Raw genomic sequence first — 16,189 nt, 5'->3', positions numbered from 1 at the left:
GCAAGCCTGCCCGCTCCCCAGCCGGCAGGCTTTCTTTTTACAGGCTGGCGGCCAGTTCCGCGCCTTCCCGTATCGCCCGCTTGGCGTCGAGTTCGGCCGCCAGCGCGGCGCCGCCGATTTTATGGAAGCGGGGGCCGCCTGCCGCCAGCGGCTTGCCATCCTTGCCCATGTCCGGCATGAGCTCCGTCAAGCTGTCCTGGCCCGCGCAGATGACCACGTTGTCCACCGCCAGCAGGCGCTGCTCGCCGCCCACGGTGATGTGCAAGCCCTGCTCGTCGATCTTGTCGTAGCTCACGCCGGCCAGCATGGCCACGCCGTTTCTCGCCAGCGCCGCGCGGTGCACCCAGCCCGACGTCTTGCCCAGTCCCGCGCCCACTTTCGAGGTCTTGCGCTGCAACAGGAAGATTTGCCGCACGGGCGCAGGCGCCACGGGCGGCACCAGGCCGCCGCCGGTGGCCGCATCCAGGTCCACGCCCCACTCGCCCGCCCAGGTGGCCACGGGCAGCGGCAGCGGGTACGCCGGGTCGTGCAGCAAATACTCGCCCACGTCGAAGCCGATGCCGCCCGCGCCGATGATGGCCACGCGCGCGCCGACAGGCTTCTTGCTTTGCAGCACATCCAGATACGACAGCACTTTCGGGTGGTCGATGCCGGGAATGGCCGGCAGGCGCACCTTGATGCCGGTGGCGACGATGACGTCGTCGTAGCCGCCGGCCAGCAATTGCTCGCGCGTCACGCGCTGGCCCAGGCGCAGCTTGACTTCCAGCAGCGCCAGCCGGCGGGCAAAATAGCGGATGGTTTCCGTAAATTCTTCCTTGCCGGGAATTTGCATGGCCACCTTGAACTGGCCGCCCACGCTGTCGCTGCTGTCGAACAGGGTCACCTCGTGCCCGCATTCGGCCGCCACGCAGGCGGCGGACAGGCCGGCCGGGCCGGCGCCGACGACGGCCACCCGGCGCGGCACGGCCTTTTTCGCGTACACGAGTTCCGTTTCATGGCAGGCGCGCGGGTTGACCAGGCAGCTGGCGCGCTTGTTGGCGAACGTGTGGTCCAGGCACGCTTGGTTGCAGCCGATGCAGGTGTTGATCTCGTCCGTGCGCCCGGAGGCGGCCTTGGCGACAAAATGGGGGTCGGCCAGGAAAGGGCGCGCCATCGACACCAGGTCGCAGTCGCCCCGCTCCAGGATGGCATTCGCTTCGTGCGGCATGTTGATGCGGTTCGACGCCACCACGGGAATGCCGACTTCGCGGCGCAGCCGGCCCGCCACGGAGGCGAAGGCGGCACGCGGCACCGAGGTGACGATGGTGGGCACCCTCGCCTCATGCCAGCCGAAGCCCGTATTGAGAATCGTCACGCCGGCGTGTTCCAGGGCCTTGGCCACCGCCACCACGTCATCCCAGGTATTGCCGCCCTCGACCAGGTCGAGCAGGGAATGGCGGTACATGATGATGAAGTTGGGGCCGACGGCGGCGCGGATGCGGCGCACGATGTCCACGGGCAGGCGCATGCGGTTTTCGATGCTGCCGCCCCAGCGGTCCTGGCGCAGGTTCGTGCGCGCGCACAGGAACTGGTTCAACAGGTATCCTTCGCTGCCCATCACTTCGATGCCGTCATAGCCGGCCTTTTGCGCCAGGCGCGCGCAGCGCACGTAGTCGCAGATGGTGCGCTCGATGCCCCGTTCGCTCAGGGGACGGGGGCGGAATGGCGAGATCGGCGATTTCTTCGCCGACGCCGAGACGACGAACGGCTGATAGCCATAGCGGCCCGCATGCAGGATCTGCATGACGATCTTGCCGCCCTCCTCGTGCACGGCGCGCGTCACCTTGCGGTGGTTCGGCACGTCGCCGAGGAAATTGAGCGTGCCGCCGAACGGCAGCAGCCAGCCCTGGCGGTTCGGCGAGATGCCGCCCGTGACGATCAGCCCCACGCCGCCGCGCGCCCGTTCGCGGTAAAACGCGGCGAGCTTGCCATAATGATAAAAACGGTCTTCCAGGCCCGTATGCATGGACCCCATGATGACTCTGTTGCGCAAAGAGGTAAAACCCAGGTCGAGCGGGGCCAGCAGGTGGGGATAGGCAGTCATGGTGATCGGTCCGGTAGAGGTGGTATGCAGGCCGTACGGTAGCAAGCATTGCCGCTCGCCGCAGCGTATTTCTCTAGACCGGGAGTTCTAAATCGCCCGGCGCACGGGCCGGCGATGCGTACAGCTTGTGCCGGGCGCAAGTTTCCCGTAGGCTAGGTGCATGACGCGACTCTTCCTTTGCCTGCTGATGCTGTGCGCCGTCCCCGCTACCGCGCTGGCGCAGGCGATACGCCTGGACAAGCTCAAGGTCGACGTCAAGCGCATCGAGGTCGACGGGCAGCGCATGTATGAAGTCGATGCCAGCGGCAGCGTGCAGGCGCCGCCGGCGTCCGTCTGGAAGACCCTGACCACCTACGAGCGCATGCATGAATTCGTGCCGGACTTGAGTTCCTGCCGCGTGCTGTCGCGCAACGGCAATGAAGTCATCATCGAACAGCAGGGCATGGCGCGCTTCCTGTTCATGAACCACCCCATCCACCTGGTGGTGCGGGCCACGGAAACGCCGTTCACGGCCATCGACATCGCCCTGATCTCCGGCGACATGCGGCATTACGAATCGCGCTGGAATCTGTACCCCATCCCCGAGACGGGCGGCACGCGCATCGTCTTTTCCAGCCGGCTGATGCCAGGCTTCTACGTGCCCGGCATGCTGGGCACGACCATGATACGCGGCGATATCGAGCGCATGATGGCGGCCGTGCTGGCCCGCATCGACAGCCAGTACGCCGATAAATCCGGATAAAACTACGCCAAATAGGTATCGCGGTCGCGGATTTCCGCGAAGTTTTCCAGGCTGCCCAGCTTTACCGTGACGGGATTCAGGCTCGCCTGCGGCTGCATCGAGCGCCAGGCGAACAGCCATTCCTGCTCGGGCGCCTCGGCGCGCGTCTTGGTGAAGGCGGCGCCCAGGGCGGCGCGCTGGCCATACTCGACCAGGCCATCGATGCCGGCCCAGCTGGGCAAGGTGCGCTGCACGGCGCGATGCAGGCGTTCGCCGAATTCTTCCGTATTGTGGATGATCAAACAGGCGTCGGCCGGGGCGAACAGGTCGAACAGTTGCTTGTCCCACACTTGCGAAAAGCTCAGGGTCAAACAATTGCCCGCAGGCATCAGGCGGAACTGGCCCAGGCTCAGCGCCAGCTCAAGTTCGCTGCGCTGGCCGTAGCGGTGCAGGGTGGGGGGACGTTTGTAATCGTGCATGCTGGACTCGTTCTTCAATAGTAGGGTAAACCGGCGCGCCGCTTAACGTGGCGGGCGGATATGGCGCCGGATGCGCTGGGCCGTCGCGGCCAGATAAATTTCGCGCAGTAAATAAATAAAACAGCCGATCAGGCAAATCACGGCCAGCACAAAGAAGGCCGCGATGTATTTGTCCAGGGTCAGGTTCAGAATATCGCCCAAAAACAGCATGGCGATGATGACGCAGACGAAGAAACCGCACGCCGTGCTGAGCGAAATCGAGTAATTGATCAGATGGGTACGCCGATACAAGGTATCTAGCTCATCCATATAGAAATCGTTATAGCCGATGTCGAGCCGGTCTTCCAGCACGCGCGTGCGGTCGATGATGCGGCCCAGGCGGTTGGTCAGCACCACCAGCATGGTGCCGATACCGGTCAACAGGAAAACCGGCGCAATCGCCAGCTGGATGATATGGCCGATGTCGCCGATCTGTATGTTCATGGATAAAAAGTCGTAGGTTCACACCGGCGCCCGACCGTGGCGCCAGCACAGGCCATAGTGTAGCAGGTGGCGCCCGCCGGCTGGCCGCTTTGCCAACCGGCGGGCTCTGGCGTCATGCGAAACCGCGCCCCGGCACGAAGCGCTCGGTGGCGCGCACCAGCGCCGAAGCGATGCCGTGCTCGAGCGCGCCATGGCCCGCATCCGGGATCATTTCCAGCTGTGCGCCCGGCCAGGCTTGCTGCAGGCGGTAGGCCGACAGCGGCGGGCAGATGGCGTCGTAGCGGCCTTGCACGATGACGGCCGGCAAATGCGCGATGCGCGCCATGTTGCGGATCAGCTGGTCTTCCTCGAAGAAACCCAGATTGGCCATGTAGTGCGATTCGAGCCGGCCCACGCCCAGGTCGAGCGCATCGTTCGGCGCATCTTCCGGCTGCGGCATCAGGTAGACGCGGCGGCCTTCGAAGCGGCTCCAGGCGCGCGCGGCGGGCCAATATACGGCGGGATCGCTGCTGAGGATGCGTTTCACGTAGGCCGCCAGCAAGTCGCCCCGTTCCTCTGCGGGAATAGGCGCGGCGAATTCCGCGTACAGTTCCGGATAAAACCAGCGCACGCCCTCGATGAACCAGTCGATTTCCGCCTGCGTACACAGGAAAATGCCGCGCAGCACGAAACCGAGGCAAGCCTCGGGGTGGGCCTGGCCATACGCGAGCGCCAGGGTCGAACCCCACGAGCCGCCAAACACCAGCCATCGGTCGATGCCGAACTGGACGCGCAAGCGTTCGATATCGGCGATCAGCAGCTGCGTCGTATTGTTGCGCCATTCGCCCAGCGGCGTGGACTTGCCCGCACCGCGCTGGTCGAACAGGATCACGCGGTAGCGCTGCGGATCGAAGAAGCGGCGGTGCTGCGGCGACAGGCCCGCTCCCGGGCCGCCGTGCAGGAACAGCACGGGAATGCCGTCGGGATTACCGCACTCTTCCCAATAAATGGTGTGGATGTCATCGACCGCCAGCATGCCGTGCCGGTTCGGCGACAGGACGGGAAACAGGGGGGACAAAGAATCGGGCATGGCGGTCCTCAGAATGGCAGTCGGGGCGCCAGGCACGAGTCCTGGCAACTGTTCCAATTATAGTGCGCCGCCGGCGCCTCAGGCCAGCAGCAAGGGCAGGCGGTTCGACGACTTGATTTCGCGCATCGACAGGCTGGACTGGATTTCCGCCACGCCAGGCAGGCGGCGCAGCACGGTCGAGACGAATTCGCCATACGCTTCCAGGTCGCGCGCCACCACTTGCAGGAAATAATCGGCTTCACCCGCCACATTGTGGCACGACAATATCTCGGGAATCGTCGCGATCGCCTGCTCGAACTGCGACGGCTGTTCGCCGCCATGGTTGGCAAACACGACCCGTACGAACGCCACCAGGCCGATGCCCAGCTTCTTGCGGTTAAGCAAAGCCTGGTAGCCGGTAATGAAACCCTCCTCTTCCAGACGGCGCAAGCGGCGCCAGACGGGGGTTTCGCTCAGCTTCAAGCGCTCGGCCAGGCGCGCATTCGACAGCCGTCCTTCATCCTGCAACAGCCTGAGTATCTGCAAATCGGTGGCGTCGAGGCTAACTTCTGAAATTTTCATCTATTTTTTGTTTTTATACGAGTGGAATCTACCCGAATACTAGGGCATGCAGGGCAGGAAAAGCAAGCACATTTCATCGCTGCAAGAACATAATGGGACCCGGCGAGCAGGCCGCACCGTGTGCATGCTCCCGCTTTTCTTTTCGACCGAGCCATGTCCGATTCTACCTTCCTGATGTACCTGCTGGCACTGGCCGGCGCCTTTTTATTACCGGGCCCCGACATGGCGCTGGTGCTGGCGACGGGCGCCGCGCGCGGCGTGGCCACGGCGCTGGTGACGGCCGTGGGCATCGCCGGCGCGCGCGCCGTCCATGTGGCGCTGTCGGGCGCGGGCCTGGCGGCGCTGATGGTGACGCATCCGCAAGCCTTGCAGTGGGTCAAATGGGCGGGCGCCGCCTACCTGCTGTACCTGGCGCTGCGCCTGCTGCAGTCGGCCCTGTCGAGCAAAACGGCACAGGACGCGGCCACCCCCGCCACGGCGCATGGCGCCCGCGCCAGCCTGGTGCGCGGCTTCCTGACGAATCTGCTCAATCCGAAGGCACTGCTGTTTTGCAGCATGTTCCTGCCGCAATTCGTCGTCGGCAGCGAGCAGGTCGGCATGCAATACCTGCGCCTGGGCGCCGTCCTGGTGCTGGTGGGCCTGCTGTTCGACGCCCTGTACGCCGTGCTGGCCGCGCGCCTGGCGCGCCGCCTGCGCGGCAAGCCTTCGCCTTACGGCAAGTTCGTGCTGCCTGCCGTGTTCGTGCTGCTGGCCGGGCGGCTGGTGCTGGGCTGAACCGGCGCTCCGCTCTCGAAAAAGACGGGATAGCCCGTCAGTAACTCCTGTTCCCGGCGGTTCACGCTGGCAAACAGGCGATGCGTGGGTACCAGCGTCCGGCCCGCCTCCCAGCTGCGCCAGGCATTGGCAGTATCGAACTGCGCATACAGCGCATCGCCCAGCTCCTTGTAGCCGCCGGCCAGCTGCGGCCGCGCTTGCAGCGCTTCCAGATGCAGCACGATCGCCTCCGGCCATTGCCCTGCCTTGCCCCGCATGCTGGCCTCGAACAAGGTCAGCATGGGCTGATCCTTGCCGACCTGCGCGCGCAATGCCTGTATTGCGGCGAGGCCGGCCTTGATGGCATCCTCGTCCCTGGCCGACAGCGCGCGTATCAATTGCTGTGCCTGTTCATTGGTTTCCAGGGCCAGCCTTTGCTGCGGCGATAATTTCCCCACCGGCGCGCCTGTGGAGTAATTGTCTTCCATCATGATCAGCAAGGCAGCAAAAGGCCGTTGCCCGGCAAACGCCTGCTCCGCCTGCGCGCGCATTGCCGGATGCGCCTCGGCGGCCAATGGCTGCAGCCGTGTTGCCTGGTCCAGCACGCGCTCCAGCAAGGGGGCCCCGGCGCCGGCCCTGCCCGGCCGGTAGCCTTGCAGCGTAAAGGTCGCGGGCGCATCCGCCTGCACGCCGCTGACACGAAAGCGGCGTGTGAGCTTGCCTCCCACCTCCCGGTAGTACAGCAGGAATTGCATGGGGATCTGCCTGCTGTCTGCAAACATTTTCAGCACCAGCGGGTGGCCGCCCCAGGTATAACGCAGAAACTGGGCAAATGCCTTGCTATCCTGCCCATCGCCTGCGATGTGGGCCGGCCCCAGGCGCAGCAAGGGGTGTTCATCGAGCGACCACAGGACCTCGCCATCGAGAATGTTGGGGACCAGCCTGCCTCGCACCTTGCCGGCCCGGACCGACAGCGCCTGCTCCTCGTAAGCCTGGGGCGTGACATGATCGGCCCGCTTGGCAAGCGTCAGCACGTCGGCAATGCCCAGCCGGTGGCGCATCTCGCTCTGGCGCTGCCCGACAACATCGAACAGCGAATATTGCTCGTAAGTGCCAGCCGCCTTGTCGATAACATAGCGCCGGCGCGTGGAAAAATCGAGCACGGACAGCGTCTTGCCATCGCTGACGCTGATGTACTGCTGGCCCAGCACCACATCGTTTTCCTCCACTTCTTGCGCAGGCAAGCGGCTTTTCACGCCGGGGAATTTCTCTCGCTCGGTGGTGACGCTCACGTGAAACGAGACAGCAGCCTGGGCCGCACTGGCGCCCAGGAAAAGGATGGCGGCCACGCTGGCGCGGCGCAAGGCGGGAACTAGGGTCATGGAGATGATGCAGTGGAGAAATACTGATTTTAAGGCAAATCCGGCGATTCCCTTGTTTTGCTTGCAAGCATAAAAAAAGACAGCCGCAGCTGTCTTTTTGTTTTACCTCAACAACGATTACGACATGTGCTGGCCGCCGTTGATCGAGATGTTGGCGCCCGTGACGAAGGCTGCTTCATCGGAAGCCAGGTAAGCCACCAGGCCGGCCACTTCTTCCGGCTTGCCCAGGCGCGCCATCGGAATTTGCGGGATGATTTTGCTGTCGAGCACTTCCTGCGGAATCGCCATGACCATCTTGGTGCCGATGTAGCCTGGCGAGATGGTGTTGACGGTGACGTTCTTGCGCGCCACTTCCAGCGCCAGCGACTTGGTGAAACCATGCATGCCGGCTTTCGCGGCCGAATAGTTGGTCTGGCCGAAGGCGCCCTTCTGGCCATTCACGGACGAGATATTGATGATGCGGCCCCAGCCGCGTTCCACCATGCCGTCGCAGACGGGCTTGGTCATGTTGAAGACGGAATCGAGGTTGGTGCCCATCACGGCGTCCCAGTTCGGCTTGTCCATCTTCTTGAACGTCATGTCGCGCGTGATGCCGGCGTTATTCACCAGCACGTCGACAGGACCGATTTCCGCTTCCACGGCCGCCACGCAGGCCGCTGCCGAATCGTAGTCGGCCACGTCGCACGGATACGCCTTGAAGTCGTAGCCCATGTCCTTGGTCGTCGCCAGCCATTCCGCGACCTTCGGATTGCCTGGGGAATATGTGGTCACCACGCGATAGCCGAGCGCCGCCAGCTTGAAACACACTGCTTCGCCCAGACCACCCATGCCACCAGTTACCAATGCAACTCTTGCCATTTTCATCCCCTCAGTGTCGTTCTGTTGCTAAAAAGTTAATAATTTAATGAAAGCAATCCAGCTCCGCCGCGTGACGGCGGCGTACCGCACCCAGTCGTCACGCACAGCGCGCGACAGCCTGGGTGCGGCGCCAGCGATTAATCCCGCTCGATGGCTAAAGCTACGCCCATGCCGCCGCCGATGCACAATGCGGCCAGGCCTTTCTTGGCGTCGCGGCGTATCATTTCGTGGATCAGGGTGACCAGGATGCGCGCGCCCGAGGCGCCGATCGGGTGGCCGATGGCAATCGCGCCGCCGTTCACGTTGATCTTGCTGGTATCCCAGCCCATTTCCTTGTTGACGGCAATCGCTTGCGCGGCAAACGCTTCGTTGATTTCCATCAAGTCCAGCTCTTCATGCGTCCAGCCGGCTTTTTTCAGGCACAGGCGCGATGCGGAGACGGGGCCCATGCCCATGACGGCCGGGTCCAGGCCCGACGAGGCGTAGGCCTTGATGCGCGCCAGCGGCTTCAAGCCCAGTTCCTTCGCTTGCGAGGCGGACATCATGATGACGGCGGCGGCGCCGTCGTTCAGGCCGGAAGCGTTGCCGGCCGTGACGGTGCCATCCTTGGCGAACGCGGGGCGCAGGCCGGCCAGCGATTCCAGGGTCGAGCCGGGCTTGATGTATTCGTCGCTGTCGAAGACAACGGTACCTTTTTTGTTGGCGATTTCCAGCGGCAGGATTTCATCCTTGAACTTGCCCGCCTTTTGCGCCGCTTCCGCCTTCAGTTGCGACTGCAGCGCGAATTCATCCTGCTCGGCGCGCGTCACTTCGTATTTCTTGGCGACGTTTTCCGCCGTGATGCCCATGTGGTACTGGTTGTACACGTCCCACAGGCCGTCGACGATCATGGTGTCGATCATCTTGAAGTCGCCCATGCGGAAACCGTCGCGCGAGCCGTTCATCGCGTGCGGCGAGGCGCTCATGTTTTCCTGGCCGCCGGCGATGATGATGTTGGCGTCGCCGCACTTGATCGCTTGCGCCGCCAGGTGCGTGGCCTTCAAGCCGCTGCCGCATACCTTGTTGATGGTGAATGCCGGGATGCTGCTCGGCAGGCCAGCCTTGATGACGGCCTGGCGCGCGGCGTTCTGGCCGACGGCAGCCGTCAGCACCTGGCCCAGGATCGCTTCGCCGATCAGGTTCGGGTCGATGCCGGTTTGTGCCAGCAAGCCCTTGATTACATGCGCGCCCAGTTCGGACGCAGGAATCTTGGCCAGACTGCCACCGAATTTGCCGACTGCGGTACGGCCGGCGGCCACGATTACGACATCATCCATTTATTTCTCCGATATGCTGGCCACGAGGGCCAAGGTCAAGGTGCTAATAGAATCCCATTGGAATCCTGTGAATCCGGGAAGACACAGCAAGCTGTGTTTCATTCTAGCGCGGCATGCGCCGCAGTTCCAGCGCCGCACCGCAGGCGGCGGCGATCACAGCCTGCCTGCGGTGGCGGCGGGCGGCCTGGCGCGGCGGATAGCCGCTGCCGGGCCGCAACGCGCTTACGCCTGGCGAGCAGGACGCGTGTTTTTATTTTTATCATACCCTTCATCGGCGCCGCCGAAAGTGGTTTTTAGAAAATTATTGAAAGGAATAATCAGGGGTACGGGCGTTTGCTTTACCACCTGCAACAGCTCGCCAAATTTTTGACGCGATGCAGCAAACTCACCCTTTGTCACAGTGTCGAATTTCTCCTGGGTTTCTTGAGCAACATCCTTTGCCTGGCGGCTATATGCACCGATGCGTTCGATGGCCAGTTGCGACTGCGTGCGCGACAGTTCCAGCAGCGCTTGCGGGTCCTTCGCGGACAGCAGCTGATTGCCCGCCACAGTAGCGGCCGCCAGCGCCGTGCGGGCCGCATCGAGCTGCAATTCCAGCACGCTGGCGCCGCTGTCGACAGCGGCCTGGGCATACGCTTGCGCGCTGATCAATTGTGCTTCCACCACGGCCTTGCCGGCCCGTGCCCATTGTTCGGAAAATGAAAACATCGTGTTCCTCCCCAAAGAGTAGGCAGCGCATGTTGCGCCGCACAGTGCTCAACTGTAAGCGGTGGTTCATTGCTGAACCTTGATATTTATCAAACTTTGCTGTTGGTTTGTTTCCAACCCAACGCTGGTCAGGACAACAACTTGATACCGTCCAGCGAGGCCGCGCATTGCTCGCGTATCACGCTGACGAAATCGCGCACATACGCCTTGTCCTGCAGATGCTCCGGCACGGACACGTACAAATCGCTCCACAAGCCGTGTTCGCCCACCGGGCGCGCCACGACGTAATCGTAATCGACGTAATTCTTGATCGCCCAGTTCGGCAAGGCGGCAATGCCGCGCCGGCTCGCCACCAGTTGCAGCACGGCCACCGTCAATTCGGCCGTGCGGCGTTCAAACGCGATGCCGGCCGGCCGCAGCACTTCGCGGATCAGGTCGATACGCTCTTCCGGCACGGGATAGGTAATTAATGTCTCGCCCGTGAAGTCGGCCGCCGCCAGCCGGCGCTGCGCCTGCAGCCGGTGCTTTTGCGCCATCACCACCAGCATTTCAAAACGGAACAGGGGAAACACGGTGAAATCGGGGCCGTACGGCGAGCCGATCACGAGGTCCGCCTCGCCCGAACGCAGCAAGTCCGCCGGTTCGCTGTGAAAGCCGGAAACAAGGTCGATCTCCACTTCCGGCCAGCGCTGGCGGAAGGCATCCATCACGGGCATGAGCCAGTCGAAGCACGTATGGCATTCGAGCGCCACGCGCAGCTGCCCCTTGTCGCCCTGCGACAGGCGCGCCACGTCGCGCTCGGCCAGCTCGATCTCGGGCAGCAGCTTGTCGGCCAGGGCCAGCAGCCGGCTGCCCGTGGCCGTAAACGCGATCGGCATCGACTTGCGCTCGAACAATGGCGCCTTGTAGCGCTCTTCCAGCAAACGGATCTGGTGCGACAGGGCCGACTGGGTCAGGTTGAGCAGCTGCGCGGCGCGCACCAGGCTGCCGGACGAACGCAGGGCACTCAAGGTGCGCAGGTGACGGATTTCTAGCATCGGAGAAATGGATTCTGTGCGTGAATTATTTTCATGTGATTCGGCAAAATGTTTCGTTTTGATTATAGATCAAGTTGCCGCACACTCTAGCGCATTCACATTAAATCTCGATGACATCATGACCATTCGTACCCACGTCCTTGGCTTTCCCCGTATCGGCGCCGCGCGCGAACTGAAACTGGCGCTGGAAAGCCACTGGCGTGGCGAGCTGTCCGAGGCGGAACTGGAAGCGACGGGCCGGCAACTGCGCGCGCGCCACTGGGCCCAGCAGCGCGACGCCGGCCTCGATTACGTCACCGTGGGCGACTTCGCCTTTTACGACCAGGTGGCCAACCATATCCAGCTGCTGGGCTGCGAACCGGCCCGTTTCCACTTTGCGCCAGAGCAATCGCCGCTGGCGCGCTATTTCACCATGGCGCGCGGCGCAGACACCCACGCCGTCCATGCCGGCTGCGGCCACGCACACCATGCACACGCCGCAGGCACTGCCGCGCTGGAAATGACCAAGTGGTTTGACACCAATTACCATTACCTGGTGCCCGAACTGTCGCCGCAGACCCGCTTTTCGCTCGCTTGCGAGCGCCTGCTGGCGGAAGTCGCCGAGGCGCAGGCCCTGGGCCACCCGGTCAAGGCGGCCCTGATCGGCCCCCTCACCTTCTTGTGGCTGGGCAAGGAAAAGACGCCAGGCTTCGATCGCCTGGCCCTGCTGGAACAACTGCTGCCCGTCTACGGCGCCCTGCTCGACCGCCTGAAACAGCAAGGCGTGACGTGGGTGCAGCTCGACGAGCCGATCCTGGGCCTGGACTTGCCCAATGCGTGGCGCAGCGCCTTCGAAAGCACGTATTGGCAGTTGAACCAGGTGGGCATGAATATCCTGCTGGCCACGTATTTCTCGCCGCTGGAAGAAAACCTCAGCCTGACGTGCCGCCTGCCCGTGGCCGGCCTGCATGTGGACGGCATCCGCGCGCCGCATGAATTGATCAGCGTGACGGACTGGCTGCCCGCGCATAAAGTCTTGTCGATTGGTATCGTCGACGGGCGCAATATCTGGCGCACCGACCTCGACGCGGCCCTGGCCGTGCTGCGGCCGCTGGCAGCCAGGCGCGACGGCCATTTGTGGCTGGCGCCGTCGTGCTCGCTGCTGCACGTGCCGTTCAGCCTGGAAGCGGAAACGGAGCTCGACGGCGATATCCGGAGCTGGCTGGCGTTCGCCACGGAAAAACTGGCGGAGATCGCCATCCTCAAGGGCGCGCTCGCCGGCCACCCCGATGACGCCGCACTGGCACAGTCCCGTCTGGCTGTCGCCGGGCGGCGCGCCAGTCCCCGCGTGCACCGCCCGCATGTGGCGCAGCGCCTGCAAGCGCTGTCTCCCACCGTGGACCGCCGCGATTCCGGCTTCCGGCAGCGCCAGGCCATGCAGCGCGCGCGCTTGCAACTGCCCGATTTCCCCACGACGACCATCGGTTCCTTCCCGCAGACGCCCGCCATCCGCGCCGCCCGCGCCAGCCACAAGCGGGGCGAACTGGCGAGCGCCGAGTATGAACGGCAGATGCGCGCCGAAATCGCCCACGCCGTGGGGCGCCAGGAAGAACTGGGCCTGGACGTGCTCGTGCATGGCGAAGCGGAACGCAACGACATGGTCGAATACTTCGGCGAACAATTGGACGGTTTTGTCTTCACGCGCCACGGCTGGGTGCAATCGTACGGCTCGCGCTGCGTCAAGCCGCCCGTCATCTACGGCGACGTGCAGCGCCCGGCCGCCATGACGGTGGCCTGGACGGTGCACGCGCAAAGCCTGACCAATAAACCGATGAAGGGCATGCTGACGGGTCCGGTGACGATCCTGCAATGGTCGTTCGTGCGCGACGACCAGCCGCGCGCCGCCACGGCGCTGCAGATCGCCCTGGCCATCCGCGACGAGGTAGCCGACCTGGAAACTGCCGGCATCGGCATCATCCAGATCGACGAGCCGGCCCTGCGCGAAGGCTTGCCGCTGCGCCGCGGCCAGTGGGACGCCTACCTGAACTGGGCCACGCGCGCCTTCCGCATCGCCGCCTGCGTCGTCAGCGACACGACGCAGATCCACACCCACATGTGCTATGCGCAGTTCAACGACATCCTGCCGCAGATCGCCGCCATGGATGCCGACGTCATCACGATAGAGACGAGCCGCTCCGACATGGCGCTGCTGGCGGGCTTTGGCCAGTTCCAGTATCCGAACGAAATCGGCCCCGGCGTATACGACATCCACTCGCCGCGCATCCCCTCGACCCTCGACATGGTGACATTGCTGCAAAAGGCCAGCGCCGTCATTCCCCCGGCGCATTTATGGGTCAACCCGGATTGCGGCTTGAAGACGCGGGGCTGGGCGGAAACGGAGGCGGCCTTGCAAAACATGGTCGCGGCGGCACGGCAGATGCGCGCGGCGTGATGAAAATATGACAAGGTCATGCAAGGCCTGACAAAACCGTAGCGAGCGGAAGAAAGTTGTGCTTGAGAAGCGCAACTGTATGAAGGTACAGTGAGCATCGCAGACCGCAAATTACGACGCGCAGCAGGTTTTGATAGGCGTACTCAAGCCGCATTCTCGGCTGCTTTCGGGGCGGCGCACCGGTTTTCCGGGGCGCCGTCCGTTTTTTTTGACATGAAGTAGGTGTTGCCCTGCGGAATAGCACGCGCCAGGCCCCTGATGCCGATTTTTTTGCAGTAGAATGCAAGAAATTTACTGCTCCCATTGTTGCCGTACGGAACATCTGGCCTGCCGCAGTTTCACTTTGATAAATGTTTATGTCCAAAAGCCCGTCGCAGAAGCCTATCGAAATCAAGATTTCCACCGTCGTTGCCGTCTCCGCCATTCTGCATAGCGCCGATACGCAGGCACTCGATGCCGCCTTACGCGACATGACGGGAGGCGTGGCGGACTTTTTCGAGGACGACCTGGCCGTGCTGGACGTGGCAGCCTTGCCGCCCGGCAGCGTGCCCATCGACTGGGCCGCCCTCGTGGCCCTGCTGAAAAAATACCGTTTGAATGCCGTGGCCGTGCGCAATGCGCCGGCCGACATGCATGACGCCATCCTGGCGCAAGGCTTGAGCCTCGACAGCGGCAAGACGCGCGACGATGCGCCGCCCAAGGATGGTCCCAAGGATACCCCCACTGCCGCCGCCCAGTCGGGCGCCGACGCACAGGTGATGGTGATCGACACGCCCGTGCGGGCCGGCCAGCGCATCTATGCGCGCGGCTGCGACCTGATCATCACCGCCGTCGTCAACAATGGCGCCGAAATCATCGCCGACGGCAGCATCCACGTATATTCCTCGCTGTACGGCCGCGCGCTGGCTGGCGCCTCGGGCAATGCCCAGGCGCGCATCTTCGCGCTGGCCATGGAACCGGAACTGGTCTCGATCGCCGGCGTGTACCGCACGTTCGAGGATGGTTTCCCCGCAGAAATGGCGCGCGGACCCGCGCAAATTCGTTTGGCTGGAGACAGAATCGATATACACTCTGTCAATCCGGTCACTCCCGTGAACCGCTCTTAAGCTGCACAATTCAAGAGATATCTGAAAAGGATTATTTGTGGCAAGAATTATTGTTGTGACGTCCGGCAAGGGCGGTGTCGGCAAGACGACCTCTAGCGCCAGTTTTTCCACTGGCCTGGCCATGCGCGGCCACAAGACAGCCGTGCTCGACTTCGACGTGGGCCTGCGTAACCTCGACCTGATCATGGGTTGCGAGCGCCGCGTCGTCTACGACCTGATCAATGTGATCAACAAGGAAGCAACCCTGAACCAGGCCTTGATCAAGGACAAGCACTGCGACAACCTGTTCATCCTGCCCGCCTCGCAAACGCGCGACAAGGATGCCTTGTCGGAAGAAGGCGTGGAACGCGTGTTGAACGACCTGATCAACATGGGCTTCGAATTCATCATCTGCGATTCGCCGGCCGGCATCGAGCATGGCGCGCTGATGGCGCTGACGTTTGCCGATGAAGCCATCATCGTCACCAACCCGGAAGTGTCGTCGGTGCGCGATTCGGACCGCATCCTGGGCATCCTGCAAGCCAAGTCGCGCCGCGCGCAGACGGGCGGCGAGCCCGTCAAGGAACACTTGCTGATTACCCGTTACTCGCCGAAACGCGTGGAATCGGATGAAATGCTGTCCTACCAGGACGTGCAGGAAATCCTGCGCATCCCGCTGGTGGGCATCATTCCGGAATCGGAGCAAGTGCTGGCCGCCTCGAACCAGGGCAACCCGGCCATCCATTTCACGGGTACGGACGTGGCGCAAGCCTATGAAGACGTGGTGTCGCGTTTCCTCGGCGAAGATGTCGAGTTGCGCTTTACCAACTATGAAAAGCCTGGATTACTCCAGCGCATTTTTGGGGCGAAGTGATATGGCCTTGCTTTCTTTCCTGTTCCCCCCCAAGCCGAAGACGGCCACCGCGGCCAAGGAACGCCTGCAGATCATCATCGCCCGCGAACGCAGCGGACGCGATGGTCCGGACTTCCTGCCCGCCCTGCACAAGGAATTGATCGCCGTCATTTCCAAGTACACCAAGGTCAATGCCGACGACATCAAGATTTCGCTGGACCGCCAGGGCAACCTGGAAGTACTCGACGTCAACGTGGTGCTGCCGGACGCGTAAGGCTGGCCAAGCAACCAAAGCGGGCAAAAACAGTACTATAATCAAAGGGTTGACATTCAGTCAGCCCTTTTCGCGTTGTCCCCGACGATATACACT

The 16,189-nt window shown here is 63.1% G+C and carries 16 protein-coding genes; 6 read left to right on the top strand and 10 right to left on the bottom strand.

Annotation, left to right across the window (positions count from 1 at the left end):
* Nucleotides 1-37 precede the first annotated feature (37 nt).
* The gene (locus O3298_RS21670; RefSeq protein ID WP_305060514.1) at nt 38-2,083 is read right to left on the bottom strand and encodes an NADPH-dependent 2,4-dienoyl-CoA reductase; all 2,046 of its coding nucleotides are present in this window, start codon (nt 2,081-2,083) and stop codon (nt 38-40) included.
* A 160-nt stretch (nt 2,084-2,243) separates the two neighbouring features.
* On the opposite strand from O3298_RS21670, the gene O3298_RS21665 reads away from it, so the two are divergent.
* Complete coding sequence (locus tag O3298_RS21665) at nt 2,244-2,825, top strand: SRPBCC family protein (protein WP_289899628.1); 582 nt, start codon at nt 2,244-2,246, stop codon at nt 2,823-2,825.
* A 2-nt stretch (nt 2,826-2,827) separates the two neighbouring features.
* Here O3298_RS21665 and O3298_RS21660 read toward each other — a convergent pair whose 3' ends face one another.
* The 4 genes from O3298_RS21660 to O3298_RS21645 form a co-directional block, all read right to left on the bottom strand.
* Nucleotides 2,828-3,283: a hypothetical protein gene (locus tag O3298_RS21660; protein ID WP_099408108.1), complete on the bottom strand. Its 456-nt coding sequence runs from the start codon at nt 3,281-3,283 to the stop codon at nt 2,828-2,830.
* Between the two features lie 42 nt (nt 3,284-3,325).
* Nucleotides 3,326-3,766: a DUF2721 domain-containing protein gene (locus tag O3298_RS21655; protein WP_034783716.1), complete on the bottom strand. Its 441-nt coding sequence runs from the start codon at nt 3,764-3,766 to the stop codon at nt 3,326-3,328.
* Nucleotides 3,767-3,878: 112 nt separating this feature from the next.
* Nucleotides 3,879-4,835: a prolyl aminopeptidase gene (gene pip, locus O3298_RS21650; RefSeq protein ID WP_305060513.1), complete on the bottom strand. Its 957-nt coding sequence runs from the start codon at nt 4,833-4,835 to the stop codon at nt 3,879-3,881.
* Nucleotides 4,836-4,913: 78 nt separating this feature from the next.
* Nucleotides 4,914-5,396: an Lrp/AsnC family transcriptional regulator gene (locus O3298_RS21645; RefSeq protein ID WP_034752896.1), complete on the bottom strand. Its 483-nt coding sequence runs from the start codon at nt 5,394-5,396 to the stop codon at nt 4,914-4,916.
* Between the two features lie 153 nt (nt 5,397-5,549).
* Between O3298_RS21645 and O3298_RS21640 the strand changes: the two genes are divergently transcribed.
* A complete protein-coding gene (locus tag O3298_RS21640) occupies nt 5,550-6,170 on the top strand; it encodes a LysE family translocator (protein WP_305060512.1) in 621 nt (206 codons plus the stop codon).
* Here the strand turns inward: O3298_RS21640 and O3298_RS21635 are convergent.
* The 5 genes from O3298_RS21635 to O3298_RS21615 form a co-directional block, all read right to left on the bottom strand.
* The gene (locus tag O3298_RS21635; RefSeq protein ID WP_305060511.1) at nt 6,107-7,531 is read right to left on the bottom strand and encodes a hypothetical protein; all 1,425 of its coding nucleotides are present in this window, start codon (nt 7,529-7,531) and stop codon (nt 6,107-6,109) included. The two genes, O3298_RS21640 and O3298_RS21635, sit on opposite strands and share 64 nt — an antisense overlap.
* A 117-nt stretch (nt 7,532-7,648) precedes the next feature.
* Complete coding sequence (phbB, locus tag O3298_RS21630; RefSeq protein WP_035823615.1) at nt 7,649-8,389, bottom strand: acetoacetyl-CoA reductase; 741 nt, start codon at nt 8,387-8,389, stop codon at nt 7,649-7,651.
* Between the two features lie 137 nt (nt 8,390-8,526).
* The gene (locus O3298_RS21625; protein WP_034783723.1) at nt 8,527-9,705 is read right to left on the bottom strand and encodes an acetyl-CoA C-acetyltransferase; all 1,179 of its coding nucleotides are present in this window, start codon (nt 9,703-9,705) and stop codon (nt 8,527-8,529) included.
* A 222-nt stretch (nt 9,706-9,927) separates the two neighbouring features.
* A complete protein-coding gene (locus O3298_RS21620) occupies nt 9,928-10,413 on the bottom strand; it encodes a phasin family protein (protein ID WP_077398509.1) in 486 nt (161 codons plus the stop codon).
* Nucleotides 10,414-10,541: 128 nt separating this feature from the next.
* Nucleotides 10,542-11,450 carry a LysR family transcriptional regulator gene (locus O3298_RS21615; RefSeq protein WP_099665877.1) on the bottom strand — a complete coding sequence of 303 codons (909 nt, stop codon included), beginning with the start codon at nt 11,448-11,450 and terminating at the stop codon, nt 10,542-10,544.
* A 118-nt stretch (nt 11,451-11,568) separates the two neighbouring features.
* Between O3298_RS21615 and metE the strand changes: the two genes are divergently transcribed.
* The 4 genes from metE to minE all read left to right on the top strand — a co-directional run bounded on the left by metE (nt 11,569) and on the right by minE (nt 16,093).
* Nucleotides 11,569-13,881, top strand: coding sequence for a 5-methyltetrahydropteroyltriglutamate--homocysteine S-methyltransferase (gene metE / locus O3298_RS21610; protein ID WP_305060510.1), 2,313 nt, complete (start codon nt 11,569-11,571; stop codon nt 13,879-13,881).
* Between the two features lie 356 nt (nt 13,882-14,237).
* On the top strand, nt 14,238-14,987 hold the full coding sequence (gene minC / locus O3298_RS21605; protein WP_035828495.1) for a septum site-determining protein MinC: 750 nt from the start codon (nt 14,238-14,240) through the stop codon (nt 14,985-14,987).
* A gap of 37 nt (nt 14,988-15,024) precedes the next feature.
* On the top strand, nt 15,025-15,840 hold the full coding sequence (minD, locus tag O3298_RS21600) for a septum site-determining protein MinD (RefSeq protein ID WP_034783730.1): 816 nt from the start codon (nt 15,025-15,027) through the stop codon (nt 15,838-15,840).
* Nucleotide 15,841: 1 nt separating this feature from the next.
* Entirely contained in the window at nt 15,842-16,093 is a 252-nt protein-coding gene (gene minE / locus O3298_RS21595; protein ID WP_034752886.1) for a cell division topological specificity factor MinE, read from the top strand.
* Nucleotides 16,094-16,189 lie beyond the last annotated feature (96 nt).

This window comes from Janthinobacterium sp. SUN137 (assembly GCF_030587265.1).
In the GTDB taxonomy this organism is placed as follows: Bacteria; Pseudomonadota; Gammaproteobacteria; order Burkholderiales; family Burkholderiaceae_D; genus Janthinobacterium; species Janthinobacterium kumbetense.
This window is presented reverse-complemented; position numbering and strand designations above follow the sequence as displayed.

Bases quoted from the DNA above. Each gene is read 5' to 3' on its own strand.
- O3298_RS21670 (WP_305060514.1), bottom strand. From the start codon at position 2,083: ATGACTGCCTATCCCCACCTGCTGGCCCCGCTCGACCTGGGTTTTACC.
- O3298_RS21665 (WP_289899628.1), top strand. From the start codon at position 2,244: ATGACGCGACTCTTCCTTTGCCTGCTGATGCTGTGCGCCGTCCCCGCT.
- O3298_RS21660 (WP_099408108.1), bottom strand. From the start codon at position 3,283: ATGCACGATTACAAACGTCCCCCCACCCTGCACCGCTACGGCCAGCGC.
- O3298_RS21655 (WP_034783716.1), bottom strand. From the start codon at position 3,766: ATGAACATACAGATCGGCGACATCGGCCATATCATCCAGCTGGCGATT.
- pip (WP_305060513.1), bottom strand. From the start codon at position 4,835: ATGCCCGATTCTTTGTCCCCCCTGTTTCCCGTCCTGTCGCCGAACCGG.
- O3298_RS21645 (WP_034752896.1), bottom strand. From the start codon at position 5,396: ATGAAAATTTCAGAAGTTAGCCTCGACGCCACCGATTTGCAGATACTC.
- O3298_RS21640 (WP_305060512.1), top strand. From the start codon at position 5,550: ATGTCCGATTCTACCTTCCTGATGTACCTGCTGGCACTGGCCGGCGCC.
- O3298_RS21635 (WP_305060511.1), bottom strand. From the start codon at position 7,531: ATGACCCTAGTTCCCGCCTTGCGCCGCGCCAGCGTGGCCGCCATCCTT.
- phbB (WP_035823615.1), bottom strand. From the start codon at position 8,389: ATGGCAAGAGTTGCATTGGTAACTGGTGGCATGGGTGGTCTGGGCGAA.
- O3298_RS21625 (WP_034783723.1), bottom strand. From the start codon at position 9,705: ATGGATGATGTCGTAATCGTGGCCGCCGGCCGTACCGCAGTCGGCAAA.
- O3298_RS21620 (WP_077398509.1), bottom strand. From the start codon at position 10,413: ATGTTTTCATTTTCCGAACAATGGGCACGGGCCGGCAAGGCCGTGGTG.
- O3298_RS21615 (WP_099665877.1), bottom strand. From the start codon at position 11,450: ATGCTAGAAATCCGTCACCTGCGCACCTTGAGTGCCCTGCGTTCGTCC.
- metE (WP_305060510.1), top strand. From the start codon at position 11,569: ATGACCATTCGTACCCACGTCCTTGGCTTTCCCCGTATCGGCGCCGCG.
- minC (WP_035828495.1), top strand. From the start codon at position 14,238: ATGTCCAAAAGCCCGTCGCAGAAGCCTATCGAAATCAAGATTTCCACC.
- minE (WP_034752886.1), top strand. From the start codon at position 15,842: ATGGCCTTGCTTTCTTTCCTGTTCCCCCCCAAGCCGAAGACGGCCACC.